This is a genomic window from Agromyces sp. NPDC058136, from assembly GCF_042884375.1.
GTDB lineage: Bacteria > Actinomycetota > Actinomycetes > Actinomycetales > Microbacteriaceae > Agromyces.
The window spans coordinates 301,499-325,260 of the sequence record NZ_JBHVUA010000003.1 but is presented as its reverse complement, the minus strand read 5'-3'; the positions used below and the strand labels follow the sequence as shown (position 1 = coordinate 325,260).

20 protein-coding genes are annotated in these 23,762 nt (G+C 71.0%); 4 read left to right on the top strand and 16 right to left on the bottom strand.

Going from position 1 to position 23,762, the window contains the following annotated elements; genetic code table 11:
* Nucleotides 1-4 precede the first annotated feature (4 nt).
* Nucleotides 5-2,983 carry a LamG-like jellyroll fold domain-containing protein gene (locus ACFVTX_RS10980; protein WP_386899957.1) on the bottom strand — a complete coding sequence of 993 codons (2,979 nt, stop codon included), beginning with the start codon at nucleotides 2,981-2,983 and terminating at the stop codon, nucleotides 5-7.
* A gap of 101 nt (nucleotides 2,984-3,084) precedes the next feature.
* Nucleotides 3,085-3,789, bottom strand: a complete 705-nt coding sequence (locus tag ACFVTX_RS10975) for an HAD family hydrolase (protein ID WP_386899955.1) — start codon at nucleotides 3,787-3,789, stop codon at nucleotides 3,085-3,087.
* A gap of 190 nt (nucleotides 3,790-3,979) precedes the next feature.
* Between ACFVTX_RS10975 and ACFVTX_RS10970 the strand changes: the two genes are divergently transcribed.
* Complete coding sequence (locus ACFVTX_RS10970) at nucleotides 3,980-4,708, top strand: GntR family transcriptional regulator (RefSeq protein ID WP_386899953.1); 729 nt, start codon at nucleotides 3,980-3,982, stop codon at nucleotides 4,706-4,708.
* 117 nt (nucleotides 4,709-4,825) lie between these two features.
* On the opposite strand, the gene ACFVTX_RS10965 is transcribed toward ACFVTX_RS10970, so the two are convergent.
* Both ACFVTX_RS10965 and ACFVTX_RS10960 read right to left on the bottom strand, forming a co-directional pair.
* Complete coding sequence (locus ACFVTX_RS10965) at nucleotides 4,826-6,199, bottom strand: APC family permease (RefSeq protein WP_386900395.1); 1,374 nt, start codon at nucleotides 6,197-6,199, stop codon at nucleotides 4,826-4,828.
* Nucleotides 6,200-6,327: 128 nt separating this feature from the next.
* On the bottom strand, nucleotides 6,328-7,425 hold the full coding sequence (locus tag ACFVTX_RS10960) for an alcohol dehydrogenase catalytic domain-containing protein (RefSeq protein WP_386899951.1): 1,098 nt from the start codon (nucleotides 7,423-7,425) through the stop codon (nucleotides 6,328-6,330).
* A 117-nt stretch (nucleotides 7,426-7,542) separates the two neighbouring features.
* On the opposite strand from ACFVTX_RS10960, the gene ACFVTX_RS10955 reads away from it, so the two are divergent.
* A complete protein-coding gene (locus tag ACFVTX_RS10955) occupies nucleotides 7,543-8,979 on the top strand; it encodes a PucR family transcriptional regulator (protein ID WP_386899948.1) in 1,437 nt (478 codons plus the stop codon).
* A gap of 7 nt (nucleotides 8,980-8,986) precedes the next feature.
* On the opposite strand, the gene ACFVTX_RS10950 is transcribed toward ACFVTX_RS10955, so the two are convergent.
* Entirely contained in the window at nucleotides 8,987-9,475 is a 489-nt protein-coding gene (locus tag ACFVTX_RS10950; RefSeq protein ID WP_386899946.1) for a DUF1877 family protein, read from the bottom strand.
* Nucleotides 9,476-9,670: 195 nt separating this feature from the next.
* On the opposite strand from ACFVTX_RS10950, the gene ACFVTX_RS10945 reads away from it, so the two are divergent.
* Nucleotides 9,671-10,108, top strand: coding sequence for a nitroreductase family deazaflavin-dependent oxidoreductase (locus ACFVTX_RS10945; protein ID WP_386899944.1), 438 nt, complete (start codon nucleotides 9,671-9,673; stop codon nucleotides 10,106-10,108).
* Nucleotides 10,109-10,121: 13 nt separating this feature from the next.
* Here the strand turns inward: ACFVTX_RS10945 and ACFVTX_RS10940 are convergent, their stop codons facing one another.
* The 5 genes from ACFVTX_RS10940 to ACFVTX_RS10920 form a co-directional block, all read right to left on the bottom strand.
* Nucleotides 10,122-11,357, bottom strand: coding sequence for an FAD-dependent oxidoreductase (locus ACFVTX_RS10940; protein ID WP_386899942.1), 1,236 nt, complete (start codon nucleotides 11,355-11,357; stop codon nucleotides 10,122-10,124).
* On the bottom strand, nucleotides 11,354-12,130 hold the full coding sequence (locus ACFVTX_RS10935) for a methyltransferase domain-containing protein (RefSeq protein ID WP_386899940.1): 777 nt from the start codon (nucleotides 12,128-12,130) through the stop codon (nucleotides 11,354-11,356). Before ACFVTX_RS10935 ends, ACFVTX_RS10940 begins: the two co-directional genes overlap by 4 nt.
* Before the next feature lie 9 nt (nucleotides 12,131-12,139).
* On the bottom strand, nucleotides 12,140-13,291 hold the full coding sequence (locus tag ACFVTX_RS10930; protein ID WP_386899938.1) for a type III polyketide synthase: 1,152 nt from the start codon (nucleotides 13,289-13,291) through the stop codon (nucleotides 12,140-12,142).
* Between the two features lie 75 nt (nucleotides 13,292-13,366).
* Nucleotides 13,367-13,720 carry an SHOCT domain-containing protein gene (locus ACFVTX_RS10925; RefSeq protein WP_386899936.1) on the bottom strand — a complete coding sequence of 118 codons (354 nt, stop codon included), beginning with the start codon at nucleotides 13,718-13,720 and terminating at the stop codon, nucleotides 13,367-13,369.
* Between the two features lie 2 nt (nucleotides 13,721-13,722).
* The gene (locus tag ACFVTX_RS10920) at nucleotides 13,723-14,157 is read right to left on the bottom strand and encodes a DUF6325 family protein (protein WP_386899934.1); all 435 of its coding nucleotides are present in this window, start codon (nucleotides 14,155-14,157) and stop codon (nucleotides 13,723-13,725) included.
* 215 nt (nucleotides 14,158-14,372) lie between these two features.
* Here ACFVTX_RS10920 and ACFVTX_RS10915 point away from each other — a divergent pair, with 215 nt between their 5' ends.
* Nucleotides 14,373-16,697, top strand: a complete 2,325-nt coding sequence (locus ACFVTX_RS10915; RefSeq protein ID WP_386899932.1) for an arylsulfatase — start codon at nucleotides 14,373-14,375, stop codon at nucleotides 16,695-16,697.
* Nucleotides 16,698-16,774: 77 nt separating this feature from the next.
* On the opposite strand, the gene ACFVTX_RS10910 is transcribed toward ACFVTX_RS10915, so the two are convergent.
* From ACFVTX_RS10910 to ACFVTX_RS10885, 6 genes are all read right to left on the bottom strand, one after another.
* Nucleotides 16,775-18,010 carry an AI-2E family transporter gene (locus ACFVTX_RS10910; RefSeq protein WP_386899930.1) on the bottom strand — a complete coding sequence of 412 codons (1,236 nt, stop codon included), beginning with the start codon at nucleotides 18,008-18,010 and terminating at the stop codon, nucleotides 16,775-16,777.
* Nucleotides 17,988-19,172, bottom strand: coding sequence for an AI-2E family transporter (locus ACFVTX_RS10905; protein WP_386899928.1), 1,185 nt, complete (start codon nucleotides 19,170-19,172; stop codon nucleotides 17,988-17,990). The genes ACFVTX_RS10910 and ACFVTX_RS10905 overlap by 23 nt, the downstream gene beginning before the upstream one ends.
* Complete coding sequence (locus ACFVTX_RS10900) at nucleotides 19,173-19,844, bottom strand: GAP family protein (RefSeq protein WP_386899926.1); 672 nt, start codon at nucleotides 19,842-19,844, stop codon at nucleotides 19,173-19,175.
* Nucleotides 19,845-19,921: 77 nt separating this feature from the next.
* Nucleotides 19,922-21,580 carry a SulP family inorganic anion transporter gene (locus ACFVTX_RS10895; protein WP_386899924.1) on the bottom strand — a complete coding sequence of 553 codons (1,659 nt, stop codon included), beginning with the start codon at nucleotides 21,578-21,580 and terminating at the stop codon, nucleotides 19,922-19,924.
* Between the two features lie 35 nt (nucleotides 21,581-21,615).
* The gene (locus ACFVTX_RS10890) at nucleotides 21,616-22,914 is read right to left on the bottom strand and encodes an ion channel protein (RefSeq protein ID WP_386899922.1); all 1,299 of its coding nucleotides are present in this window, start codon (nucleotides 22,912-22,914) and stop codon (nucleotides 21,616-21,618) included.
* A 13-nt stretch (nucleotides 22,915-22,927) separates the two neighbouring features.
* The gene (locus ACFVTX_RS10885; protein WP_386899920.1) at nucleotides 22,928-23,752 is read right to left on the bottom strand and encodes a mechanosensitive ion channel family protein; all 825 of its coding nucleotides are present in this window, start codon (nucleotides 23,750-23,752) and stop codon (nucleotides 22,928-22,930) included.
* Between the last annotated feature and the right edge of the window lie 10 nt (nucleotides 23,753-23,762).

Below are 23,762 nucleotides of genomic sequence, written 5' to 3'. Positions count from 1 at the left end.
TCGGCTACGCGCCGCGCGTGCGCCTGCGCAGCCAGAACAGTCCGGCCGCCCCGGCGAGCAGCGCCGCCGCGAAGCCGGTCAGCGCCCAGCTCCTCGCCGCATCCCAACCGGTGCTCGCGAGCCGGTCCGATCCGGTCGAGCCGGCACTGCCGTTCCCGGGGTCGTCGCCCCCGGTCGATCCGGTGCCGCCTGCGTCTCCGCCGCCGGTACCTGGATCGCCGCCCGCGTCGACCGCAGCGAACACGACCGAGGCGATCACCCTGCTCTCGACGCCCGTGAGCACCAGCTCCTCGCCGTCGATCGCGAAGCTCTCCACCCCGGTGACGCTGATCGCCGAATCCGCGATCTGGAAGCCGCCCGCCGGGGACAGCGACAGGCGCACGACACCGCCCAGATCTGCGACGCCCTCGGCGGGCGAGACCGTGCCGTTGTCGACCTCCGTCTCGTACGTGAAGCGAACCGGCTGTCCCTCGACGGCGACGACCGCAGACCGCAGGGCGTCGAAACTCACACGCAGCTGCTCCTTGGTCGGAGCCCCGACGGCCTGCAGTTCCGCGCCCGCGCCGACGCCGAGCAGCACCTCGCTGTTGCTCGTCGCGGTCGCGAGCGCCTCACCGAGCGCCGCATCGAAGACGCGCCCGTTCGATGCTGCGACCTCGTTCGCGCTCGCCAGTTCCTTCGCGTACTCGACCGCCTGGGCGAGCGCCTCGGTCTCCGCGGTGGAGTCGTCCGCCGCGAAGAGACCGGCGATCTCGTCTGCGCTCAGCGCGCTGTCCCACATCCGCAGGTCGTCCATGTCGAGGCCGATGCCGTAGTTCTTCCCGCCGTCGACGCCGACCAGCATGTGCAGACCGCTGGTCATGCTGCCGACCCCCGCGATGCTCGTCTCGTTCGTCTCCGCACCGTCCATGTACGTGCTCGCGACGTTCCTCGAGCGGTCCACCGTGACGGTCATCAGATGCCAGCTGTTGCGGTAGTCGGTGACCGTACCGGTCGAGTAGACGCCGTTCGTGCCGTCGCCGAGGGTGAACTCGATCTTGCCCGTGTTCGTGCCCTCGGGGGCGACGTTGATGCCCGAGCGGTACCAGTTCGACCAGTTCTTGTTGCTGATGATCGAGCCGTACCCGCTCACTCCGGTGACCTTCGTCCAGAAGCTGATGGTGAGGTCCTTGTCGGTGCCGAGATCGAACTCCGGGCGAGAGCCGAGGTCGACGTAGCTGCCGGCACCGCCGCCGATGCGAACGGCCTTGCCGGATGCTCCCACGCGGTCGGTGTCGACATACGAGACCGAGCCGACCGGAGTCGCGGTCGGCGCACCGTCTGCGGCTGCACCCGTGTCACTGAGGTCGCCCTCGAACGCCAGGCTGAGGAACTCGCCGTCGGGCGCAGGAGCCGGCGCCTCGGGGAACTCGGGGAAGACGAGTTCGCCCGCGGTGCGCACCGTACCGACGAGCGGCTCGGACGTGTTCTGGAAGTCGTCGAAGGCGGTGACCCTGACCGTGTAGTTCTTGGCCGGCTTCAGGCCGTGGATGTCGAAGCCCATCGTGTTCGGTGTCATGTAGAACCGCGAGTACGCCTTGAACGTCCCGGTGAGGGCCTTGGGAGGATTGTTCCCGAAGTCGGGCACCTGGTTCACGCTGAACGGCACGGGGGTGCCTGCCTGATCGGTGATCTCGACCTCGTAGAAGTTCACGAGTTCGTCATCCTTCGCCTGGCCGAAGCTGAGGGTAAGCGAGCTCTCGGTGACATCGGTCGCGGTGATCGCGGCGGCACCCCACCACGGCGCCACGGTGCTGCGCTGCGCGTCGGTGTAGGTGAAGCCGTCCTTGCCCTTGGTCGTGTCGATCACCCACGGCATGCCCATCCAGCGCTGGCCGGTGACGTCGAAGCGGCGGATCACGGTGGTGCCGTCCGTCATCACGCTGATGAAGTTCGCGCTCTTCTGCGGCACTCCGGCCCCGGCGTCGCCCTGGTTGCCGCCGAAGTAGCCGCCTCCGACGAAGTCCGAGGGGACGTCCTGATAGATGTAGTTCATCGAGGCGTTCTCGTAGACCGTGAAGTCCTTCTGGTAGATGCTCGTCTCGGGGTTCGACGAGAAGTGCGTGTGCGCCGAACCGAGCACGGCCTGCGGGTAGGCGGCGAGGATGCGCTGCACGTCGGGACCGGCGAGGTCGTACTCGCCATGGAACGGGCCGCCGAGCGAGGTGCCCCCGTAGCCGCTGTGGATCGAGACGAAGATCGGCTTCCGCGGGTCGTAGTCGGGCTTGGCGGCGATCTTCTGGAGCGTGCTGGTGAGGAAGGCCTGGTACCCGGTTCGCTGCCCGCCGTACCCGAACGTGCTCGTGCCGTTGTAATCGAGACCGATGAAGTCGATCCCGTTGATCGTGGTGTGGAAGTTGCTGACGTACCCGGTGTCGGCGTTCGGATAGAACCATGCCGGGGCATCGGCCGGCGCTCTGTCGGCCCTGGCCGAATCGAACGTCTCGCCCATCAGGTCTGCGATGTCGTGGTTGCCCTGGGTGAACAGCGCCTGCGACTCGGGGAAGCTCTCGCGTACGACTCGTTCGACCGCTCGGTACCAGCCGGCGACCTTCTCGCTGTCGCCGGCGAGGTGTGCCGAGTACTCCGGGTCGTTCGCCCCGACGACGTCGCCGTTGTCGACGACCACCTGAGCGTCGAAGGCCTTCTCATCGGCCCAGGCGCGAATGCTCTGGAAGTGCTTCTTCACCCCTTCGTATGCCACCTCCTCCGAGGTCTTGTCGGCGGTCGCGGTGCCGCCGAGCTCGGTGTCGGACATCGTGATGAACTCGAGCGTCGTGTCGGCGCCGTTGTACGCATCGTTGGCGGCATCGATGCGCTGCTGCGTCATCGGCTGTGCGTCGCCCGTCGCGCCGCCCTGCGCGGCGGCCGCGGGCATGGCAGGCAGGAGCAGTGCGATCGCGACGGTCGCGACGATCGCGCCTGCGCTGATGCGGCGTGACATCTTCGCTGGACGGGTTCGCACCCGCGGCGGGCAGTGGGAGGGCGACATGGGGTTCCTTCGTGTGCTGGGAATCGGTGGTGGTCAGGGGAGATGAACGGACGTCAGCGGAGCGCGCCGTCCATGGCGAACAGGCCGCGCACCCACGGCGCGGTCACGGGGCGCAGGTCGGGGAGGTGGTCTGCCGAGCACCCCGCGTCACAGTGACGGTCGGGGGCGACGTGGACGAGACGGCATCCCGCGGCGGTCGCCGCCGTGGCGCCGACCGCCGAGTCCTCGAACACGATGCAGGCGCCCGGTTCCGCACCCAGCAGCTCAGCCGCGCGCAGGTAGGGCTCCGGATGCGGCTTCGTGCGCCGCACGTCATCGGCCGTGATGACGGCGTCGAAGCGCCCGAGCGGCACGCTCCGCTCCACCGCCGCGACCCACCGACGGGATGAACTCGTCACGAGGCCCAGCGGGATGCCCGCCTCACGCAGGCTCCACAGCGCCTCCGGTGCCCCGGCGATCCACGGCAAGCGCCCGCTGAACACCTCGATCGCCAACGTCTCGAGCTCCTCGGCCACGCGATCGCCGGAGGCGCTCTCGCCGGTGAGGGCGATGAGCCGACGAGCGGCGTCGCTCGTCGTGAGCCCTTCGAACTCGGCGAGGAGGGCGGGAGAGGCCGACCGTCCTGCGCCGTCGAGGCGACCTCGCACCACCTCGAGCCAGAGCCGCTCGCTGTCGACCAGGGTGCCGTCGAGATCGAAGAGCACGGCGGCAGGCCCTGCGGTCTCGGCGGCGGAGGAGAGGTGCGTTGTCGGGATCACCCGACCATTCCCGTTCCCGTCGGTGTGCAGGGGGCGACGAACCGGTGAATGAGATCTGAACAGTCCCGTCTCTTCGCCCGAGAAGGGGGGACAGCTGTGAACGGTTGTCCACCGGGAGGGCTCCGTGCCGGATCGGGTGACCTACTCTGAGACCGTGTCACCCGGATCCGCACGCTCGCATCGCGAGATCATGAGCGATCTTCTGACCCGGATCGTCGACGGGGAGTTCATCCCCGGTACGACGCTTCCGTCGGAGACGAAGCTGGCGCAGCGCTACGGTGCGACTCGCGGCACCGTTCGACGTGCGCTCGCCGGGCTCGAGACCAGGGGGCTGGTGACGCCGGTGCAGGGCTCCGGCTGGGTCGTGCGCTCAGCTCGCCAGAACCAGTCGTTCGATGAGCTGCGCTCCTTTGCGCAGTGGGCACGGAGCAAGGGGATGACGCCCGGCGGCCAGGTCCACAGTGCCGAGTTCGGCGAGGCCACCGGCGGCGAAGCGCGCCGGCTCAACGTGAGCCTGCACAGCCGGGTACTCCGGGTCGCCAGGGCGCGCAGCCTCGACGGACGCGTGGTGATGCTCGAACGCACCTGCTACCCGAGCTGGATTGCAGACCAGGTCGCCTCGATACCCGGTGACGAGGCATCCGTCGTCGACGCTCTCAGTCGCGACTTCGATGTGGTCACCGCCCATGCCGAGCATGCGATCGACGTCGTGCCCGTGTCCAGCGCCGACTCCGAGCTGCTCGGTGTGCGCCGCGCGGGTCCCCTGCTGCGAGTCCGGCGCGTCAGCTACACGTCAGGCGGTACCCCGATCGAGTACGGCGAGGATCGCTACCTCCCCGACACGGTGACGTTCGTGGTGGAGGCGTCCCGCGAGAGCAACTCCCTCACCCGATCGGAGTTCGAGCAGCTCTCGGACTGAGCCGCGCCGCAACGACAGAACCGCGCCTCCCTGATGGCCATAGAGGAGGCGCGGGGTCTGCACCGAAGCCTCGCCGCCGCGCTTGAGCGGCGGCGAGGTCCGGGTTCGGTCGGCGACCTAGCCGACGCCGTCGAGCGCGTCGGTCTCGGTGTTGCCGATGGCCGCGATGACCTCGGGGCGGTGCTTCGCGAGGTGCAGGTACCAGGCGATCGCCGCGACCATCGTGATGAGGAACAGGTACGGGATGACGTTGAGCGGCCACGCCGGCACCGGCCACACGTTCGCGAAGAACACGTACGCCATCGCCCCGACCGAGACGACCGCGCAGAGCCAGACGAGGCCGTTGCGCATCTTCTCGCGGCGCGTGTACGCGACGCAGGCGATCGCGACGAGCGCGTACGCCACCATGTAGCCGTAGGTGCCGTAGGTGTCGACCCAGACGACGATGTCCATCGGGTTCACGCCGATGCCGAGGAGCACGAGGTCGAGCGCGATGGCGGCGGGGCCGGCCACGAGCAGCACGCGGTGCGGCGTCAGGTGGCGCTCGTGGGTGCGGCCGAAGCGCTCGGCGACGACGCCCTCCTTGCCCATCACGTAGATGATGCGACCGACGACGTTGAGCGGGGCGACGACGACGGCGAAGAACGAGGCGCCGACGCCGAAGGTGAGGAGCGGCGCGAACCAGGCGGGCATGCCGATCTGCGTCGCGATCGCCTCGAGCGGACTCGCCACGGTGGCGAGGTCCTCGCCGAGGATCGCGATCTGCGTGTAGGCGGCGAAGACGTAGAGGACGCCGACGGTCACGGCGCTCCACATGATCGCGCGCGGGATCGCGACGTAGGGGTTCTTCGCCTCGCGGCCGAGCGCGTCGGCCGAGGAGAATCCGACGAAGCCGAGGATGCCGAGCACCATGCCCGCGGCGACGCCCTGGAACGGCACGCCCTCGAGCGAGAACTGCGCCGGGTCCCATGCCGCCGGGCCGGCCCACACGAGGGCGAGCACCAGCAGTACGAGGATGATCGCGACCGAGACGAGCTCGAGCACGAGCGAGACGCGCGCCGAGAGGCGGATGCCTCGGATGGTGAACAGCGTCGCGAGGCCGCCGAGCACGACGGCGAGCGCCATCGACCAGCCCATGCCCTCGGCGGGGACGCCGATGAGCACGAGGAACTGGCTCATGTACGAGACCGCGCCGCCGAGCGAGCCGGCCGCGATGCCCCAGCAGCCGACGAGGAGGGCGATGCCCGCGAGGTACGCGCCGAAGGGGCCGAGGCCCTTGGCGACGTAGGTGTAGAGCGAGCCCGCCGAGGCGTGGCGCCGAGCGAACACGACGACGCAGTAGCCGACGGCGAGGATCACGAGCGTCGCGAGGATGAACGAGTAGATGGTGCCGTTGCCCGCGCCGAGGTAGATGCCGGCGGCGGTGAACGCGATGACGGCGCTCGGGGCGATGTTGGCGATGGCCTGGGCGGCCAGCTCGGGGCCGCTCATGACGCCGCGGCGGAGGCCGGCGTCGACGGGGGCCGGCGCGGGGGCGCCGACCTGGGTGGGGGCGGTCATGTCGAACTCTCCAATGAGTCGGTGGGTCGGGTGGGTCAGCCGGGGGCGGCGGGTGCGGGCTACGGGATGAGCAGCGTGCGGAGCGCCTCGCCCGATTCGAGATCGTCGAACGCCTCGGCCGCTTCGGCGAGGGGCCGACGGGCGGAGATCAGCGGGTCGAGCTTGAGCTGGCCGTCCATGTAGCGGTCGACGAGCGCGGGGATGTCGATCGAGGGGCGCACCGAGCCGTAGTTCGAGCCGAGGATGCGCTGGTCGGCCTCGGCGAGCACGAGCGGCTCGAAGGAGGCCTTCGCGCCGGTCGGCGGCAGCCCGACGATCACGGCGGCGCCGCCGAGCCCGAGCATACGGATCGCCTGCTCGGTGGTGACGGTGCGGCCGATGGCGTCGAAGGCGTAGTCGACGCCGTCGGGGATGAGTTCGAACAGCTGCTCGACCGCGTCGCCCTGCGAGGCGTCGATGCGATCGGTGGCGCCGAACTGCAGGGCGAGCTTGGTCTTCTCGGCGAGCACGTCGATCGCGACGATGCGCTCGGCGCCCGCGAGCTTGGCGCCCTGCACGACGTTGAGGCCGACCCCGCCGCAGCCGATCACGACGACGGTCGAGCCCGGCTCGACGGCAGCGGTGTTGAGCACGGCGCCGACTCCGGTCGCGACGGCGCAGCCGACGACGGCGATGACGTCGAGCGGGGCGTCGTCGCGCACCTTGACGGCACCCGACGCGGGCACGACGACCTCCTCGGCGAACGACGAGACGCCGAGGTAGTGGTGCACCGGCTCGCCGTCCTGCTCGAGGCGCGAGGTGCCGTCGAAGAGCACGCCCTTCGGCGCGACGACCGTCGCGACCTTCTGGCAGCGTGCCTCGTGACCCGAGCGGCAGTAGCGGCACTCGCCGCACGGCGGCACCCAGCTGAGCACGACGTGGTCGCCGACGGCGAGGGAGGTGACGCCTTCGCCGAGCTCGACGACCACGCCCGAGCCCTCGTGACCCATGACGAGCGGAGCCGGGGCGTCCCATTCCCCTCGCTTCACGTGCAGGTCGGAGTGGCAGACGCCGGCCGCGGCGATCTTGACGCGCACCTCGCCGGCCTTGGGGGCGGCGAGGTCGACGTCGGCGACCTCGATCGGCGTCTCCGGCTGCCGGAAGACGATGGCTTTCATGATGCTCCCTTGGATCAGTTGCTGGGCATGCCGATGCTAGGCACGACCGCATCGCCTCGGCACTGCGAGAAAGTGTGAGCCGAGTTCGCAGCACTCGACATCTCTTACAATTCAGGGATGGCTCGTCGACTCGATTCCGTGGCCTCGACGCTCGGCGCCGAGCTGATGACGGGCCGCGTCGAGCCGTCCCGGCCGGTCGACTCGGCCGTCGCGCTCGACGACTTCTCGGTGGTCGCCCATCCCGCGTTCGCGACCCTCGTCGTCGGCGACCGCGACCAGCTGCTCGCCGCACTCGCCGTCGACGACGCCCGGGCCCGGTCGCTCGCCGAAGCGGTGCTCGTGACCGGCGGCGCCGACCCCGTGCTGCGCGGAGCCCTGAGCGACGCCGGGATCACCGCCCTCGTCGGGGCGCCCGGGCACGCCGACGCGATCCTCCCCACGATCGTCGCGCTGCTCGCGGCCGACCAGGCCGCAGAGGACCGGCTCGTGACGAACGGCACCAAGGTGCTCACCCAGGTCGCGCGCCGCGGCGGCGCCAAGGCGGTCATCGCCGAGCTCGCGCACCGCATCGACGGCTGGGCGGTGCTGCTCGACGCCTACGGTCAGGTCATCACGACGGCGGGCGCGGGCGGCCTGCACGTGCAGGATGCGGTCGCCGTCGCGTTCAATCGCCCCGTGCGCGTGCGGCACCCTGGGCTGCAGGTGCACCCGGTCGGCTCCGACGAGGACCTCACGGCCCTCCTCGTGATCGCCTCGCGCGAAAGCTCGACGAGCCGGGCGCGCGACCTCGCCTCCCAGACGGCCGCGCTCCTCGACCTCGTGCTGCGCACGCACGACCACGCCGGCACCGAACGCCTCGGGCGCGCGATCATGGTCGACACCCTGCTCGCAGGCGGCGCCGAGGCATCCGCGCTGCTGCGCCGGTGGGGCGTGCGCGAGCGCAGCCTGACCGCCTTCGCGCTCTCGAGCCGTTCGAAGGGAGTCGACCTCGAACGGCTCGTGGCGCGCTGGCTCGACGAGCTCGGCGCGGTGCACGTCATGACCGAGGCGCACGACCGCGTGCTCGGCTTCGTCCGCGACGACCAGATCGACGCCTTCGCCCGCCGGGCAGTCGAGTTCACGCTCGACGGCAGCGCGGTGCTGCGCCTTGGTCTCGGCTCCTCTGCGCCGGGCGATGCGCTCGCGCGCAGTGCGGCCGAGGCGCGCCAGGCGCACGAGACGGCCGTGGCCGATGCCCGCACCGTCGTGCGGTACCGGGCACTGCCGACGGTGGCACTCGTGCTCGAGCGGCTCGACGCCGACGCGACCACGGGCATCGCCGACCTGCTCGACCCGCTGCGCGGCGCCGACGGCACCCACGGCGAGCTCCTGCAGACCCTGCGCGTCTACCTCGTCGAGCACGGCGCCCTCGGCACGACCGCCGCAGCGCTCGGGGTGCACCGGCAGACCCTCGCGGCACGACTCCACCGCATCGAGGAGCTCAGCGGGCTGTCGATGGCGAACCCCGACGACCGCACGGCGGCGTGGCTCGCGGTGCGGGCGCTCGAGCGCTGAGCGGGCGTCAGCCCCAGACGGTGAACACGACGTGCTGCCGCTCGGCCGCCGCCGCCGCGAAGAACTCGCGCAGGCCGGGGAGCATCGCGAGCGCGTAGGCCTGCTCGTCATCGCCGAACTCGGGATTGCGCAGCTCGGGCGGCATGAGCCGGTAGGCCTCGACGAACGCCCCGTCGTCGAGCGTCGCGAGATACGCGGCGACCTCGGCGCTCTCGGAGGGATCGAGGTGCGTGACCCAGCACTCCTCGTCGTCGTCCTGCAGCGCACGCGCGCCGCCGATCACGCCGCGGGCCGGCCATTCGCCGTCGTCGCCCTCGGGCGAGAGCGCGCAGGCGATCGGGTCCCAGGCCTTGTCGGTCTCGCACGCGCGCGCCCACACCTCGCCGTCGGCCTCGAGGGCGCCGATCACCTCGTGCAGTCGCTCGTCGTCGCCGGCCGCATCGAGCACGCGCTGCGCCTCGGCGTCGTTCAGGCGGAAGTGCACTCCGAGTTCCATGTCTCCCCGATCGGTCGGCGCGCGGTGCGCGTGATCGCCAATCTAGCTGGCGCGTGCGACACGGCATGTGCGACCTGGCGCGTGCGACGCCGCGCGTGCGGCCCGGCGCGTGCGACCGACCGGCACCGGGCGGGAAGAACCCGCCGCCGCGTACCGTTGAGGTGAGGAGACCAGACGCGCGACGAGAGGAACGACATGCCCCTGGAAGGCGACTACGCACCCAGCACCTCCGCTTGGGCCCGCAAGCAGGCCGAGACGTTCGAGGCATCCGACGGTGCAGCGGCGAACACGCTTCGCGGCCGCCCGATCATCGTGCTGACGACCCGCGGCGCGAAGAGCGGCAAGCTGCGCAAGACGGCGCTGATGCGGGTCGAGCACGACGGCGAGTACGCGGTCGTCGCATCGAAGGGCGGGTCGCCCGAGCAGCCCCAGTGGTACTGGAACCTGAAGTCGCACCCCGAGGTCGAGCTGCAGGACGGCGACCAGAAGCACGACTACGTCGCGCACGAGCTCGAGGGCGCCGAGCGCGACGCCTGGTGGGCGCGTGCCAACGAGACCTGGCCCGACTACGCGAGCTACCAGACGAAGACCGATCGGCTCATCCCGGTCTTCGTGCTGCGCCGCGCCGCCTGAGCGGCCGCACCGCTCAGAGTCCGCGCATCGTGAAGGTGCGCGCGAGCACCGCGCGCACGGGCGGCACGGCGAGCATGCGCACGACGGCGTTGCGCAGGGTGAGCCGGATGCCACGTGCCGGAGCCCCCATCGCCATGTTGAAGCGCGCCCGGCGGCAGGCACGGGCGGCCGCGCGGCGGCGCGTGCGCGCGTAGTGCGCGAACGGCGCGGGGTCGCTCATCGCGAGGGCCTCGGGCAGCACCGCGGCGAGCGCGAACGCGTCGAGGAACCCGAGCGTCATGCCCTGCCCGCCGATGGGGCTGAGCTCGTGGGCGGTGTCGCCGGCGAGGGCGAGACGCCCGGCGGCGAAGCGCGACGCGAGGTGCTGTCGTGCCTCGAAGACGCTCGGCTCGATCGCGGCAGGGTCGAGCTGCACCCCGGTGCGCACGGCGATGATCTCGGCGAATGCGGCGGCATCGATGACGGCGGGTTCGACCGCGGGGTCCGCGGCGTCTGCGAGTACCGCGCCTGCGCCTCGGTCGACGACACCTCGGTCGACGGCGCCCAGGTGCGCGACCCAGCGACGCCCGCCGGGCATGGGCAACGACTCGACCACGCCGTCGGCCTCGAAGCGGAGCTGCGCGAGTTCGTCGTCGGGCGCACCCTCCGAGAACGCCACGTCCGCCATCGCGTACCGCGCGGAGCCGGCGGCCCGCCGCCACCCGACGCCGAAGCTCTCGCGCAGGCGGCTGCGCACCCCGGCGGCGACGACGAGGTAGTCGGCCCTGAGCGGCGCCCCGCCCGACTCGCCCGTGGGCGAGAGCTCGACGCCGCCGCGCACACCCCGCACCGAGCCGGCCTCGACGCCGCGGCGCAGCGCACCCGGCGCGAGCTCGGCGAGGCGTCGTTCGAGGGCGGCCTCGACGAGGTGCTGCGGCAGCGACCACACGGCTGATGCCTCGGGGAACCGCATACGACCGAGCACCCGCCCCGCGCAGCTCACCTCGCCGCCCGTGATCGTGATCGCCTGCTCGGCGAGCTCGTCGCCGACCCCCGCCTCCGCGAGCACCGCGAATCCCGGTGCGTGCACGCCGATCGCCCGCGCCCTCGTCGACACCTCGGTGCGGCGTTCGACGACGGCGACCGACACGTCGCGGGCGGCGAGCAGGCAGCCGAGCAGCAGGCCGACTGGCCCGCCGCCGACGATCGCGACGCCGACGCGTTCGACCGCGCCCGACGGGCCCGCGCCCGAGACCGCGTCGCCCGTCATCGCGGACGCCCCGCGGCATCCGCCTGCCAGACCACCTCGAGCCGCGATGGGAACGCCCGCCGCACCCGCCACCCGGCCGGCAGCACCGCCGCGAGTTCGCGTGCGGTGTGGCTGCGCCGGATCGAGGTGAGCCCGTCGGCCCTGATGTACGAGCCCCGCAGCAGGTTCGGGGCGAACGGCAGGGTGCCGAGCGCGAACCCGGCGTAGCCGAGCCGGCTGCGTTCGATGTCACCGTGCACGACGGTGCCGCCGAACTCCGCGAGCCGTTCGCTGTCGGCGAGGAGCGCGCCGAACTCCTGCCCGTCGAGGTGGTGCAGCACGTGGTTCGAGAGCACGAGGTCGTAGTGCTCGCCGGCGTCGGCGAGCACCGAGCTCGTGGTCTGCACGAGCTCGAGGCCGGGCACGGCGGGCTGCGCCCGCGCCCACGCGATCGCACGGGCGTCGGGGTCGATCGCGGTGACCTCGAGCCGCAGCCCCTCGGCGTGCGCCCAGCGCAGCAGCCGCCGCGGCAGGTCGGCGCTGCCGGTGCCGACGTCGAGCAGCCGGGTGCCCCACACGGGCGAGAGGCGCGGCCTGACCCAGTCGCGGTACACGGCCCGCTCCCCCGAGACGACGGCGTTCACGAGCGCGAACCGTTCGTAGGTCTTCGCGAGCATCACCGGGTCGGCATCGGCCGCGTCCATGAGTTCGCGCGTCTGCTCGTCACGGGTTCCGAGCCACGCGACCCCGCGCCCGGCCGTCGGCCGTCCGTCCGGCTCGGCTCCCCCGCTCACGCCCCGACCTCAGCCACTGACCGTCATGAGCGCCGACTCGACCGTGAGGCCCGGTCCGAACGCCATCGCCGCGACCCGGTCGCCGGAGGCGGCGGCATCCGATCGGAGGATCTCGCGGAGCACGAACAGCACCGTCGCGCTCGACATGTTGCCGAAGTCGCGCAGCACCGCGCGCGAGGGGACGAGCTGCGACTCGCCGAGGGCGAGCCGCGATTCGACCTTGTCGAGGATGCTTCGCCCACCCGGGTGGATCGCCCAGTGCGCCACCGCCTCGCCCGCGGTGCCGGCCTCGAGGGCCGCGGCCAGGGGCGCCTCGGCGGCGAAGAGGGGTTCGAGCGCTCCGGTGATGTACTCGTCGATGAGCGCGGGCACCGAGTTGGAGAGCACCATCTCGAAGCCGTGGTCGCCGATCTTCCACGCCATGTCGCCCTCGCCGACGGGAGTGGTGCGGCTCTCGAAGCCGTCGAGCACGAACGCCCGCTCGCCCGGCGCCGGCGGCCGGGCGGTGACGATGCCCGCGCCCGCGCCGTCGGCGAAGAGGGAGGAGGCGACGATCGTGTCGGGGTCGTTCGACGAGCGCAGGTGCAGTGTGCAGAGCTCGACGCTCACGACGAGCACGACGGCGGCCGGGTCGGCCTCGCAGAGCTGCTTCGCGAGGCGCAGGGCGGGCATCGCGGCGTAGCAGCCCATGAAGCCGAGGTGGTAGCGCTGCACCCCGGGGTCGAGCCCGAGGTCGCGGGCGATCATGAAGTCGGGGCCGGGCGCGTAGAAGCCCGTGCACGAGACGGTGACGACGTGGGTGACGTCGGCGGGATCGATCGCGGGGCAGGCGTCGATCGCGGCCCGGCCGGCCTCGACGTACAGCGCGGTCGCCTGTTCGGCGTAGATCTCGTTGCGCGCCTTCGTGCCTGGCAGCAGCAGCTCCCCGGTCGCGAGGTCGAAGAACACGGGCGGCCCGTCCTCGGCGGTTCTCGGCGTGTTGCTCAGCTCGCTCAGCGTCGTGTAGCGCGTCTCGATCGCCGAGACGTCGAAACTCGTCTGGATGATGCGCTGCGCGAGCCGGCTGAGGCCGGGCTGCGCGGCGAACACGTCGCGCACCTCGTTCTGGATGAGCACCGTCGGCGGGACCGCGGTGGCGAGACCCTGCAGGGTGACGGCCATGCGTGCAGTCTAGGCAGACGGATGCCGCGGGCGACAGTGGCCCGCGGCATCCGTGCCGACGTTCTCAGCGATCGGTCAGGCGAGCAGTTTCGCCTTCGCGGCCGCGAACTCCTCGGCCGAGAGGATGCCCTGCTGTTGCAGGGCTGCGAGCTTCTGCAGCTCGGCGACGACGTCGACGCCGCCCGCCGGGGCAGCCGGCGCGGCGGCCTGCTGCGCCGCAGCCTGCTGGGCGGCGGCCTGCTGGGCCATCGCCTGCTGCTGCTCCCACTGCTGCTGCTGCTCGTACTGCTGCGCCTCGTACTGCTGGTTGGCGCGATTCTGCTGGCGGCGCTGCACGTTGCCCGACACGGCGGTCGCGGTGCCGGCGACGACGGCCGTGCGCGCGGCCATTCCGATGAGGCCCGGTCGACCCATTCTTCCCAGCGGCATGATCAGCCCTCCTCACCGCTCGCGTCGGCGAGCAACTGGTTCACGACCGGCGCGGGGATGCGCTCGGTCGACAGCACCACTCCGCCGCCCTCGGCGAAACGCGATGCGAGCTTCTTGGCCCAGAGCAGCTCGAAGGCGGCGAGTGCCGCGGAGGTGCCCGGCGGGATGAGCTCGGCGAAGTCGTCGACGTCTTCGGCGCCGACGAGCCCCGACTGCTCGAGCTCGAGCACGCCGAAGCCGTAGGACTCGCCCTCGTCCTCGATCTCGACGATGCGCACGGCACCGTCGGGCTCGCGAGAGACGATCACGAGGTCGAGCAGGCGGACCTCGCCGCCCTCGACCAACTCCTCGAGCGCTTCGACGGTGCCCGGGTCGAGCCGGTCGCCCTCGAACCCCACCAGATACAGCTCAACCGGGCCGTATGCGAACTCGGCCATGATCCCCCTTATGGCTCGAACGATGCCGGCCGGCGGTCGCCGACCACACCCGAAGAATATCCCCGGCGGCCGGGCTGCACCAGAGTTTCACCGCCCCGATTCGGGGAGAGCCGTGCAGGGATCCGACGGAGTCCTTCCCGGGCGACGCGGCGAAGGGTAGCGTCGGCAGGGTGCGGCTCGTCCGCGATCGCACATCGACGAGGGGAAGGCGTTGCATGTCTGTGGAATTCAAGGGGAAGGTCGAGCTCGACGTCCGCGACTCGGTGGCCGACTGGGCACCGTACGCGACGCCGAGGGCCCCCGAGGGGGCGCCGAACATCCTGGTGATCCTCTACGACGACACCGGGCAGGCCTCGTGGTCGCCGTACGGCGGTCGCATCAACATGCCCACGATGGACCGCCTCGCCCAGAACGGCCTCACGTACACGCAGTGGCACACGACCGCGTTGTGCTCGCCGACGCGTTCGACGTTCCTCACCGGCCGCAACCACCACGCGAACGGCATGGGCAACATCATGGAGGGCACGAACGGGTTCCCCGGCCTGTCCGGCCACATCCCCGCCGAGTGCGCGACGATCGGGCAGGTGCTGCAGCAGAACGGCTATTCGACGTTCTGGGTCGGCAAGAACCACAACGTCCCCGAAGAGGACGTCTCGGCGGGCGGCTCGAAGGCGCAGTGGCCGCTCGCGATGGGCTTCGACCGGTTCTACGGGTTCCTCGGCGGCGAGACGAACAACTGGTACCCCGACCTCACCGAGGACAACCGCTTCATCGAGCAGCCGTACTCGCCCGAAGAGGGGTACCACCTCTCGAAGGACCTCGCCGACCAGGCGATCCGCATGATCCGGGACCAGAAGGCGTCGAACCCGTCGAAGCCCTGGTACACGTGGTTCTGCCCGGGTGCGAACCACGCGCCGCACCACGCTCCCGCGGAGTACATCGAGAAGTACCAGGGCAAGTTCGACGACGGCTACGACGCCTACCGCACCTGGGTGCTCGAGCGCATGGTCGAGCGCGGGGTGCTGCCGGCCGACACCGAGCTCACGCCGTTCAACCCGCTGCCCGAGGACCAGGCGAACGCGGCCGACTACGTCAAGCCCTGGGACTCGCTCTCCGACGACGAGAAGCGCCTGTTCAGCCGCATGGCCGAGGTCTTCGCCGGCTTCAGCGAGTACACCGACGCCCAGATCGGCCGAGTCGTCGACTACCTCGAGGCCTCGGGCCAGCTCGAGAACACACTGATCTTCTACTGCGCCGACAACGGAGCCTCGGGTGAGGGCTCGCCCGACGGCTCGGTCAACGAGAACAAGTTCTTCAACGGGTTCCCCGACGACCTCGCCGAGAACCTCGCGAAGATCGACGTGCTCGGCGGGCCCGAGACCTACAACCACTACCCCACCGGGTGGGCGGCCGCGTTCTCGACCCCGTACCAGATGTTCAAGCGCTACTCGCAGTTCGCCGGCGGCACGTGCGACCCGATGGTCATCCACTGGCCGGCGGGCATCACCGCGAAGGGCGAGATCCGCAACCAGTACCACCACTCGACCGACATCGTCGCCACCATCCTCGACGTCATCGGCATCGAGTTCCCCGAGGAGTTCCGCGGCGTGAAGCAGCGGCCCCTCGACGGCGTCTCGATGAAGTACTCCTTCGACGCCGCACCCGACGGGCAGACCGAGAAGCAGGTGCAGTACTACGCGATGCTCGGCACCCGCGGCATCTGGAAGGACGGCTGGAAGGCCGCCGCGATCCACGCCCCGTTGACCGGCCACGGCCGCTTCGACGAGGACCGCTGGGAGCTCTACCACGTCGAGGTCGACCGCTCCGAGTCGAAGGACCTCGCGGCCGAGCACCCCGAGAAGCTCAAGGAGCTCATCGACGCCTGGTTCGCCGAGGCCGAGAAGAACCACGTGCTGCCGCTCGACGACCGTTCGGCGCGCGATCAGCTCACGATCGAGCGCCCGCAGTCGGAGCCGCCGCGCACCCGCTACGTCTACTACCCCGACACCGGCGCGGTGGCCGAGTCGGTCGCCGTCAACGTGCGCGGCCGCTCGTTCAAGATCATCGCCGACGTCGTGCTCGAGGAGGGCGCGCAGGGCGTCCTGTTCGCGCACGGCTCCCGGTTCGGCGGCCACTCGCTGTTCATCAAGGACGGCAGGCTCAACTACGTGTACAACTTCCTCGGCATCCCTCCCGAGCAATCGTTCACGTCCGAGACGCTCGAGCCCGGCAAGCACGCGCTCGGCATGGAGTTCATCCGCGAGGGCGCCGGCGAGCACGGCGAGTCGGTCGGCACCTGCAAGCTCTACATCGACGACCAGGTCGTCGCCGAGGGCCCGATGCGGGCGCAGATCGGCAAGTTCACCCTGTGCGGCGACGGCCTGTGCGTCGGCTACGACAGCGGCGACGCGGTGAGCAGTCGGTACACCGACTCGTTCCCGTTCTCGGGCGGCAAGCTGCTCGGCGTCGCCGTCGACGTGAGCGAGGAGCAGTACCTCGACCTCGAGCTCGAGGCGCTCGCGGCGCTCGCGCGCGAATAGATCGGCCGCTGCGAACACGGATGCCCCGGCGAGAGCGATCTCGCCGGGGCATCCCCCGTTCCGGGGCGATGCCGGCGTCAGTCGCCGGTGGTGTCGTCGACCGCCCGGTCATCGGTGCGCGACCCAGCCGGCGCGTGCTTCTTCTCCTCGCGGCGCTGCATGCGCGCGAGCTTCGACTCGGCATCGAGCTGGGTCATCTCGCGCTTCGCGTCGTCGACCTCGCCGAGCGCCGGAAGCACCCACGCGACCGAGGGGTTGGAGTCGACGAGCAGCATGCGCACGAGCAGCGTGAGGGGTACCGCGAGGATCGCCCCCATCGGGCCGAGCACGACGGCCCAGACGAGCACCGAGACGAAGGTGAGCGACTGGCTGAGCGAGACCGCGTTGCCGACGATCCTCGGCTGGATGATCGACTGGATCACCGCGTTGATGAGGCCGTACACGACGAGGACGGCGACGACCGTCGGCCAGCCGCCGACGAGCGCACCGAACACGAGCGGCGGGATGAGGGCGATGAAGTACCCGATGTTCGGGATGAAGCTGCAGAGGAACGAGAGCATGCCCCAGAGTGCGGCGCCGGGGATGCCGAGCAGCGCGAGCGCGAACCAGTTGATGAGGCCCTGGGCGATTCCGAGCCCTGTCGTCGCCACCATGTAGCGGCGCACGCCGTCGGCGAACCGCAGGAGCCCCGTCGCGACCTCGGGGCGCTTGCGCCCGATGCCCACGACCACCGTGGGCACGTACGACGAGTCGAACGTGATCAGGATGAGCATCGTCAGGAGGATCACGGCGAACGAGATGAAGCCCGCGGCGCCGCCGAGCAGGCTCGACACCACGCTGCCGATCGCCCCGACGATCTTGCCCGGGTCGAACGAGCTCATGAGCGCGTTGACCTGCTCCTGGCCGACGCCGAGGCTCTCGAGCCACGTCGCCGCGGTCGCCGCCCACGTCTCGAACTCCGGCGCGTACTCGGGGAGGAGGGTCGCGAACTGCGCGAACGAGATGATCAGGGCGAACACGAAGCCGCCGAGCAGCAGGACGACCGTGAGCAGCACGATGAGCGTGGAGATCCCACGGGGCACGCCGCGTCGCTCGAGCCCGCGCCTGACGGGATGCACGCAGATGACGAGCACGAGCGCGAGGAACGTCGACGAGAAGACGTCGCGCATCGCCGCGATGCCGAACAACGAGACCACCAGGCCGGCGAGCCCGAGCAGCAGGAAGGCGTTGCGGTGCGGGATCACCGCGCTCACGGCCGGGCGCTCGGGCTTCGGCGGAGGCGGCGCATCGTCAGGCTTCTTCTTCCACCACATCGCGGACCTCCCCCTTTGGGCTTCCAGTATCGGGGACCGGGCGGCCCCCGTCATCCTTCTTCTCGCCTGAATCGCGAGCCGGCAGGCTGCCCTCGCTCTCGCCGGTGAGGCGCCTGAGCGCGACCGCGCCCGGGTCGGGCTCGAGCAGCAGCGCCCGGACGAGCAGCGAGAGCGGCACCGACAGGATGGCGCCGAGCGGGCCGATCACGAACGCCCAGAACACGACGGAGAAGAACGTGAGGGTGAGGCTCAGGCCGACCGCATCGCTCACGAACTTGGGCTGCACGAGCACCTGCAGCACGACGTTGATGACGCAGTAGATCGCGATCACGGCGAGCATGAGCGGCCAGCCGCCGACCACGAGCGCCAGGATCGCCGGCGGGATGAGCCCGACCACGAACCCGATGTTCGGGATGAAGTTGGTGACGAACGCGAGGATGGCCCACACGATCGGGATGGGAACGCCGACGGCCCAGAGCAGCAGGCCGTCGAGCACTGCGACGATCGCACCGAAGGTCGCGTTCACGACGTAGTAGCGCCGCACGCCGGTGAAGTACCGGCGCGCGATGCCGTCGGCCGACGGGCTGCCGAAGATCCGGGCGGATGCCCCGGCCGCGGCCGCGCGGAAGCGGGCACCGTCGACCGTCATGAAGATCACGTAGGTGAGCACGAAGAAGAAGGCGGTCGCGAAGCCGAGCACCTGGTCGGCGATGCCGAGCGCCGCCGATCCGATCGTCGCCGGGTCGAGCCATCCGGTCGCCGTCTCGGCCGACGGCGCGGTGAAGCCGAGGTCTTGCAACCAGCCGATCACCCCGTCGGCCGTCGACCCCAGCTCCTCCGCGAGTTCGGGCAGCATGGCGACGAACTGCCCGACCGCGTAGACGAGGAGGAACGCGAGCACCGCGAGGATGAGGTACGCGACCACGATCACGGCGGTCGAGGCGAGCCAGACGGGCCATCCCCGACGTTCGAGGGGGAACCGTACCGGGTACGCGATGATCACGACTACGGCAGCAAGGGCGGCCGTCGCGAGCAGGTCGCGGGCCAGCCACACGCCCCCGAAGAACACCACCGCGGCGGCGAGCGCGACGAGCATCCGGCTGCCGTGCCCGTATGCCCGCCCCGCAACGCCCGAGGCGGTCGCCGTTCCCTGTTCAGCCATTCAGAAGCTCCCGATGCCCTTGCCGACCATGACGACGCCGATCACGAGGAGCAGCACGGCCATCACGGTCGCGTTGTTGTGCACGAGCCAGCCGCGCAGCGACTCGAGCGGGCCGGCCATCCGCTTCGCGGCCAGCAGGTAGCCGATCACGGGGATCGCGACGGAGCATCCGGCGATGACCGTGAACACCACGACGGCGACGGTGGTCTCGCCGACGCTCAACCCGCCCGTGCCGATCACCACGCCCGCGCCCGCCGCCATCAGCAGGTTCTTCGGGTTCACCGCGGAGAGCAGGAAGCCGAGACCGGCCCCCTTGCCCGCGTTCAGTTGGTCGATCGCCGACATCCACTTCGGCAGCGCCGCCTCCTCGCCCGGCGCGGGCCGCGAACGCCACTGCTTCAGCGCGAGCAGCAGCAGCAGTGCGCCGAGGATGATCTTCACGGTGCCCGCGATCGGCTTGGACGCGTCGGGGTCCTCGGCGGGGATGACCGACGCGAGGAGCACGAACACGACGACCGCGACGACGATGCCGGCGAGCCAGCCGAGCAGGAAGCCGACGCTCGTGCCCTTCGCCTTCGGCGAGAGCAGCATGAGGATCGCCGCGATGATCGGGATCGGGCTGATCGCGACCCCGAGCGCGAGGGGGAGGATGTCTCCGATGACGGGACCCATGCGCGCCTACCCCTCCACCAGCTCGGGCAGCCGCCGGACGGCGGGCTCCACCCCGGCCGTTCCCGCCATCGCTTCGATCATGCGTCCTCCTTCTCGAGCGCGGTGATCGCCGCGCGGTTGGTCACGAACGTGGCATGCGCGCCGAGGAGCCCGAGTTCGACGAGCCGCTCGCGCGCATCGGGCCGCACCCGGCTGTACGAGAGGACGATCTTCTCGCGCTCGAGCCAGCCGAGCAACGCCTCGAACGCCTCGGCGCCGGTCACGTCGACGTCGGTGACCGCCTCCATGTCGATCACGACATGGCGCACCGGCCCGTTGCCGGCGTCGTTCGCCCGTCGCACGGCCTTCTTCACTGCGTCCGTGAACACCGAGCCGTTGGCGAAGAACAGCGGGGCGGCGAGACGGATGACGATGATGCCGGGCGCCGTGACCTCGCCCTTCGGAGCCCGATCCAGCAGCGAGTCGCCCGGTTCCCCGCTCTCCTCGAGCACATCGATCGCGGGGTTCGCCGCGCGCTTCGCGAGGTTGATGAGGGCGAGCACGAACGCGACGACGATGCCGGGGATCGACCCGACGAGGAGGGTCACGAGGAAGCAGACGGCGCCGACCGCGAACTCGAAGCGGTCCGTCCGCCACAGCATCGCGAAGTCCTTGATGCCGAGCAGCGGCAGGATCGCGACGCCGACGATGGCCCCGATCGCCGGCGAGGGGATGTCGGCGAGCAGCGCCGTGCCGAAGAGGAGCAGCAGCAGGGTTCCCGCCGCGAGCACGAGGGACGGCAGCTGGGTGCGGGATCCCGCCTGGTCCATGGCCGCGGTGCGCGAGGTCGACGAGCCGACGGCGAAGCTGCCCGAGGCGCCCGCCGCGATGTTGCCCAGGCCGAAGGCGAAGAGGTCGCGGTTGGGATCCGTCGGATAGCCGTGCTTCTCGCCGTACGAACGGGAGACGAGCAGGCCCTCGGCTGTGGTCACGAGGGTGAGTGCGATCGCCGAGGGGATCAGCGCGAGCCACATCCGCCAGTCGATGATCGGCCAGGTCAGCGCGGGCGGACCGGCCGGGACCTCGCCGAGCACGTCGACGCCCGCGTCGCCGAGCTGGGCCGCGACGACGAGGACGGTCGCGGCGACGAGCACGACGAGCGCCCACGGCACCTGCCCGAGGAACCGCTTGCCGAGGAGCAGCACCGCCACCGAGCCGACCGAGATCGCGATCGACCAGGCGTTCGCGGTGCCGAGGCCCGTGACGAGCCCGACGACCTTGTCGACGAACTCGCCGCCCGAGTCGATCTTGACCCCGAGCATCTTCGCGATCTGGCTGACGAGGATGTCGAGGGCGAGGCCGCCGACGAAGCCGATGAGGATCGGCTTCGAGAGGAAGTTCGCGAGGAAGCCCAGCTTGAACACCGCGAGCAGCAGGAACATGACGCCGCAGATGATCGCCTGCGCGAGCGCGAGGGTCGCGTAGTCGGCGCTGCCGGCCGCCGCGAGGCCGCCGATCGAACTCGCGACGAGGGCGGCTGCCGCCGCGTCGGGTGAGGCGACGAGCTGCCGGCTCGAGACCGCGAGCGCGTAGACGATCGTCGGCACGATGAGCGCGTACAGGCCCGCCGTCGGCGGCAGCCCGGCGATCTGCGCGTACCCGATGTTCAGCGGGATGGCGATCGCGAGCAGCGTCACGCCCGCCGTGAGCTCGCGCACGAGGTTCTTGCGGGTCAGACCGGCGAGCGGCTTCTGCATCGGCTTCCTTCGTGTCCTCGGTCGATCGCCCGGCGTCACGACCGCGCCGGTTCGGACGGGGAGGCGGGCGCGGCGGGCCCGGCGGGTTCGGGTGCGGCGATCTCGAGCGCCGGGGCTCGCGTCACCATCAGCCAGATCGGCAGGATCACGACGCACATGACGGGCAGCACGAGGGGGTCGCCGACGACGATCGCGGCGACGAAGAGGGCGATCCAGCCGTCGCGCGTGGAGACGAGCACGGTGCCGAGCACACCGCAGGCGACCGCCAGCGAGATCGGCATGCCGGGGATCACGGCGTGCCCGACGAGACCGATGGCGACGCCGATGAACACCATCGGGAAGATGCGTCCGCCTCGGAACCCGGCGCTCGCGGCGACGAGCAGGGCGATGAGCTTGATCCCGGCGAACGCCGCGAGCTGCAGCGCGGTGTACTCGTCGGGGGCGGCGAGGAGTTCGCCCGTCTCCTCCAGGCCCTTGAACATCGTGATCGGCCCGCCGATCGCGCCGAGGATGCCGAGCACCAGTCCGCCGAGCGTGGTGAAGACGAGCGGGTTCTTCATCGAGTGGAACGCGCGGTGCACGTAGGGGAACGCCCACGCGATCGCGATCGCGGCGAGGGCCGCGACCGCGGCGACGAGCGCACCGGTGAGGAGGTCGATCCCGCCGACCTCGGTCATCGGCTCGACGGAGAACGAGATCGTGGGCGCTCCGAGCAGGTGCATCGTGATCGCGCCGGCACCCGCGGAGGCGAGCGGCAGGAACATGCGGTCCCAGAGGGAGCCGCCGCCCTTGATCGCGGCGAGCGTGCCGGTGAACGCCAGGGCGGCGCCCACCGGGGTGCCGAAGAGCGCGCCGAGCGTGCCCGAGGCCGCGAGCAGCACGGCGAGGTTCGGCGGCACCGCCTTCGACATGCGGGCGAAGAGGGCGACCGTGAGCGCGCCGTTGATCGCCATGATGGGGTTCTCGGGACCGAGGCTCACACCGCCGGCGAGGCCGAGCACGACCGCGATGAGGAGGCTGGGCAGCGCGACCAGCGGCGGCGGCGGGCCCTCGAGCCCCCCGACGGCCGAGTCGTTGCCTGCGTGGCCGGGCATGAGCCAGACCACGAGACCGACGGCGGCGCCGATGACCGTCATCGTGAGGATGATCCACCACGGCGTCGAGCCGGTCGCACCGACGAGGCCGGGCAGGGTCGTCCAGAGCTGGTCCTGCAGCCACGCCGACCCGATGTCGAGCAGCCACAGCACGAGCGCGGAGCCTGCTCCGACTGCGACGGCGGGGATCGAGAGGACGATGAGCTGCTTCACGGTGGGCCCGTCGGCGGTCAGAGGCATCCTGGTTCCTTCCTCAGATTTCCAGCGACGGGGTCAGCGGTGCGGACGGCAGGTCGCTCGTGACGACGGCCGTGATCCCACGGGCGGCGAGCGCGGACGAGACCGCGTCGACGACCGCATCGGTCACGGCGATTCCGTGCAGGGGGTGGTGCCAGAACCGCACCCGGTAGACCGCGCGGTCGGCGGCGAGCGTGATCGGACGGAGTTGCACCGTCTCGCGACGGTGCACGCCCTCGGCGCCGTTCATGGCCTCGACGACGAGCGCCCGGACCTCGTCGGCACCGTCGACGGTGGCCCCGCCGACCTCGACGCGCACCTCGACCTCGCTGCGTCGGGCTCCGTGCGCCGAGTTGTTGACGAGCGGCTCGCCGAGCACCTGCGTGTTCGGCACGTGCACGATGCGCCCGTCGACGGTGAGGATCACGACGGCGCGGCCGTTGAGCTCGGTCACGGTGCCCACGAAGCCGCCGCTCTCGATCTCGTCACCGATCGCGACCGGGTGCCGGGTCTGCAGCACGACGCTCGCGGCGAAGTTGTCGGCGATGCCGCGCAGCACGAGCACGAGCACGACGCCGACGATGAGCGCGATCGCGAGCACCGGCTGCACCGAGGCCCCGAGGAAGGTCAGCGAGATGCCGATGCCGAGCAGCCAGATGCCGTAGACGACGATGCGGTCGGCGAGCCGCCGCACCCCGACGCCGAGGTTCGGGACGCGCTGCAGCGCCGCACGCACGCCCTTGCGCGCGATCGATGCCAGCAGCCAGGTCACGAGCAGCGTCGCCACGATGCCCGCGATGCTCCAGCCGTTCAGCTCGAGCGACGCCCACACTTCCCCCACGCACACCTCC

What these genes read in the sequence shown, in the direction of transcription:
- ACFVTX_RS10980 (WP_386899957.1), bottom strand. Translation starts at nt 2,983, where the DNA reads ATGTCACGCCGCATCAGCGCAGGCGCGATCGTCGCGACCGTCGCGATC.
- ACFVTX_RS10970 (WP_386899953.1), top strand. Translation starts at nt 3,980, where the DNA reads ATGAGCGATCTTCTGACCCGGATCGTCGACGGGGAGTTCATCCCCGGT.
- ACFVTX_RS10965 (WP_386900395.1), bottom strand. Translation starts at nt 6,199, where the DNA reads ATGAGCGGCCCCGAGCTGGCCGCCCAGGCCATCGCCAACATCGCCCCG.
- ACFVTX_RS10960 (WP_386899951.1), bottom strand. Translation starts at nt 7,425, where the DNA reads ATGAAAGCCATCGTCTTCCGGCAGCCGGAGACGCCGATCGAGGTCGCC.
- ACFVTX_RS10955 (WP_386899948.1), top strand. Translation starts at nt 7,543, where the DNA reads ATGGCTCGTCGACTCGATTCCGTGGCCTCGACGCTCGGCGCCGAGCTG.
- ACFVTX_RS10950 (WP_386899946.1), bottom strand. Translation starts at nt 9,475, where the DNA reads ATGGAACTCGGAGTGCACTTCCGCCTGAACGACGCCGAGGCGCAGCGC.
- ACFVTX_RS10945 (WP_386899944.1), top strand. Translation starts at nt 9,671, where the DNA reads ATGCCCCTGGAAGGCGACTACGCACCCAGCACCTCCGCTTGGGCCCGC.
- ACFVTX_RS10940 (WP_386899942.1), bottom strand. Translation starts at nt 11,357, where the DNA reads ATGACGGGCGACGCGGTCTCGGGCGCGGGCCCGTCGGGCGCGGTCGAA.
- ACFVTX_RS10930 (WP_386899938.1), bottom strand. Translation starts at nt 13,291, where the DNA reads ATGGCCGTCACCCTGCAGGGTCTCGCCACCGCGGTCCCGCCGACGGTG.
- ACFVTX_RS10925 (WP_386899936.1), bottom strand. Translation starts at nt 13,720, where the DNA reads ATGCCGCTGGGAAGAATGGGTCGACCGGGCCTCATCGGAATGGCCGCG.
- ACFVTX_RS10920 (WP_386899934.1), bottom strand. Translation starts at nt 14,157, where the DNA reads ATGGCCGAGTTCGCATACGGCCCGGTTGAGCTGTATCTGGTGGGGTTC.
- ACFVTX_RS10915 (WP_386899932.1), top strand. Translation starts at nt 14,373, where the DNA reads ATGTCTGTGGAATTCAAGGGGAAGGTCGAGCTCGACGTCCGCGACTCG.
- ACFVTX_RS10910 (WP_386899930.1), bottom strand. Translation starts at nt 18,010, where the DNA reads ATGTGGTGGAAGAAGAAGCCTGACGATGCGCCGCCTCCGCCGAAGCCC.
- ACFVTX_RS10905 (WP_386899928.1), bottom strand. Translation starts at nt 19,172, where the DNA reads ATGGCTGAACAGGGAACGGCGACCGCCTCGGGCGTTGCGGGGCGGGCA.
- ACFVTX_RS10900 (WP_386899926.1), bottom strand. Translation starts at nt 19,844, where the DNA reads ATGGGTCCCGTCATCGGAGACATCCTCCCCCTCGCGCTCGGGGTCGCG.
- ACFVTX_RS10895 (WP_386899924.1), bottom strand. Translation starts at nt 21,580, where the DNA reads ATGCAGAAGCCGCTCGCCGGTCTGACCCGCAAGAACCTCGTGCGCGAG.
- ACFVTX_RS10890 (WP_386899922.1), bottom strand. Translation starts at nt 22,914, where the DNA reads ATGCCTCTGACCGCCGACGGGCCCACCGTGAAGCAGCTCATCGTCCTC.